General features: G+C 67.5%; 1 protein-coding gene and 1 pseudogene. Both read left to right on the top strand.

Translation table 11 applies throughout. The annotated features are described in order from the left end of the window. The coding region (locus Q0R63_RS19395; protein WP_295701046.1) for a hypothetical protein at window positions 1-310 on the top strand (310 nt) is incomplete at its 5' end. Window positions 311-375: 65 nt separating this feature from the next. After that, window positions 376-2,891, top strand: a pseudogene (locus Q0R63_RS19390) (hypothetical protein); the annotation flags it as partial.

Genomic DNA, 2,891 nt, shown 5'->3' with positions numbered 1-2,891 from the left:
CACCGACCCAGAACTTCACCAGAGGATCGACGCACTGGCCAAGCAGCTACGGACCGACCGGCTCGCGGCCGGTCCCAGCGGCGACGCCCAAGTGAAGATCTCCGTCGCCGTCGGCAAGAACATGCGGCACCACCTCGGGGTGGCCCGGGCCGACGGCGTCCCGGCTTCCGAACGCATCCGGGCCGCGCTGCACCTGTGGGACACCGACCAACACATCCGCGGTCGGATCGATGAACTGGCCCGCAGAAATCACGCCGCTCGCAAGGGCCATCCCGCAGACGACCTCGCTGAGCCGGTCGTCGTGCTGTAGACCGCTGAGGTTCCCCGTAGTTATCAGCCGTTGGTCCGAGCCTGGAAGGGAGGTAGCGCCGCTCCGTGAGCGTCCCCGTTTTTCAAGAACCCGGTATCCCCAAGTCATCCTTGGACCGGGTGTTCCAGGCTCTGCAGGAGCAAGGCCACCGGCCCAAGCACCATGGCGCGACCCACGTCCAAGCCCGCTGCCCCGTCCACCAGGACTCCAACCCGAGCCTGTCCATCGATTGGGTGTCCGACCGCGGCGGCATGACCAAACTGCACTGCCATGGCTGCCCGGCCGATGAACGTGAACTGCTGGAGGCTGTCGGGCTGGGCTTGACCGACCGTTTCGATCAGCCGTTGCCGCCCCGGGATTTCGCCGCGACCCCATTCCGCAACAGGCGCAGCATTGCGACCCCGCCCCAGCGACTCGGGCCGCTTCCCAAGCGCCTCGTTCCGGACCCGGTCGAGCCCAGACCTGTCCGCACCCCGGCACAGGAGACCCGCTTCTACGACTACGTCGACGAGGCAGGCGCAGTGCTGGGCCAGTGCGTCCGGGTCGAGTGGACTGAGAACGGCGTTCCGAAGAAAACGTTCAAGCAGCGGCGGCCTGACGGTCATGGCGGCTGGATCCACGAGGCATCATCGCGGCGGGTCCTACGGCATTTGCCCTCGGTGCTGGAGGCAATCGCGGCGAAGCTGCCTGTGTGGGTGACCGAAGGGGAAAAGGACGACGAGGCCCTGAACCCGTTGCTCCGCCCGGTAGGGGCACCGGTAGGCATCGCCACCACGAACAACAACGGGGCAGGAGGGTTCTCCGGCGAGCAGATCGATCAGCTGCGCAGCGCCCACGTCGTCCTCGTCGTGGATCGTGACGCAGCCGGCTATCGCCGCGCGGTGGATCTGTCCAACCGGTTGGACGGGGTCGCCGACTCAGTCCGGGCCGTCCTGCCCGCAGTCACCGCCAAAAAGGCCGATGCCCACGACCACGTCGCGGCCGGGTTCGGTTTGGGCGATTTCGTCGACCTCAGCCTGGGGCACGCACAGACACTTATCGATGGCGCCGACGCGATCGCCGAGGCCGACCGTGCGGACACGGCGGCAACGAAGACACAACAGGCATTGGACGAAACCAACGCCCGTCTCCAGATGGCGGTTGCCGCCACAAAACGCGGTGCGATGGTGGCCGCGGCGGATGAGGCCCGGTTCGCTCTGCGATGGGCCAACGAAGCGGTCCGACATGCCAAGGCCGCCGGCACGAGCGCCTACCGCGCTCACGAGAAAGTCGCCGCCCTCGACGCGCAGATGGTCGAGTTCGGGCGGCCACCCGCCGAGATGGACTGCACCGATGTGGTGCTCCGCGCCGAAGAGGCGATGGCAAGAGCCCAGCGACTCGCGCAGGAAGCCTGGGACGCCTGTGGTGCTCCGATGCCCGCGCCCATCCGCGAGGTCCTGGTGCGGGCCGTGCCCACGTTCCAGCCGGAGCCTGACCAACCAACTACGGACATTGACACGACTGTCGTGCAGTTCCCGACAGGGGGCGGCGGAGGCGGCGACCGCAGGGCCGGGTCGCCGGTGCGGTGGCCCGAGTACGAGCGGTTGCCCACCGGCGTCATCGTCGAACGTCGCTATGACCGCGACGGCCAGTTGACGCTGAGCGGCATCCTCAGCTTGGACGCTCGGGTGATGCGCGTGGAGTGCCTGGAGAACGAACCCGCCGATGACAACGACGACGCCCTCGGGCCCGATCACCCCGATGAGCAGAAGATCGTCAGCTACATCGTCGGGTACACCCACCCGGTCAGCGGGGAGCTGGTGACGCTGCGGGTGGCAGGCGATCGCGCCCGCGGCGGTGACTGGCTGGCGGACCTTCCGCAAATGGGTCTGAACTACGACTCCAGCAGCCGCGGCCGCGCCAAGGTGTGGGACGCCATCCGCAAGACCTCCGCCGACGCCGACGTTGTCACCATGTATCGGTCCACCGGATGGCGACAGGTCCCCGGACATGGCTGGACCTATATCCATGCAGGTGGGGGCATCACCAACGGTGGCCCGATCGCCCTTCCGGTGAAGCTGCCGGGAACGTTGGCGCGGGTAGAGCTACCGACGCCCCTCACCGACGGTCAGGCCGTGCGGGCACTGTTCGATCGGGACTCACGATCGCTGATGACCCGGCTGATGCCCCACGTTGGTGCCGTGCTGGCGGGCACCGTGTACCGGGCAGTACTTGGCTGGACCGGGCCGGCCACGATGGTCTTCGGCGTACCGGGTTCCTACAAGACCGGTGTCACCGCCCTGGCCATGCAGCACTTCGGCGTCCGCTGGGACCGATCCGCTCCTGGCGCCTCCATGTCCGGGCAGGGGGCAACCCTCAACGCCATCCGCGAGGCCTTGTGGTCTGCCAAGGACTGCTTGTTCTTCGGCGACGACTTCGCACCCGACAAAGGTGTCGACGCGGCAGCGACGATGCTGGGCCAGATCGCCCGCATGCAGTTCAACCGAGAGAACCGAGAGCGGTTCGACGCCCGCAACGACACGGTCAAACCCGGCCGCGGATCACGCTGCACCATGATCCTGACCAGTGAGGTGAAGGCAGC

The sequence above is a fragment of the Lapillicoccus sp. genome (genome assembly GCF_025353065.1).
GTDB lineage: Bacteria > Actinomycetota > Actinomycetes > Actinomycetales > Dermatophilaceae > Lapillicoccus.
The sequence above is the reverse complement of the archived record's forward strand: the minus strand, read 5'-3'. Positions and strand labels throughout refer to the sequence as shown.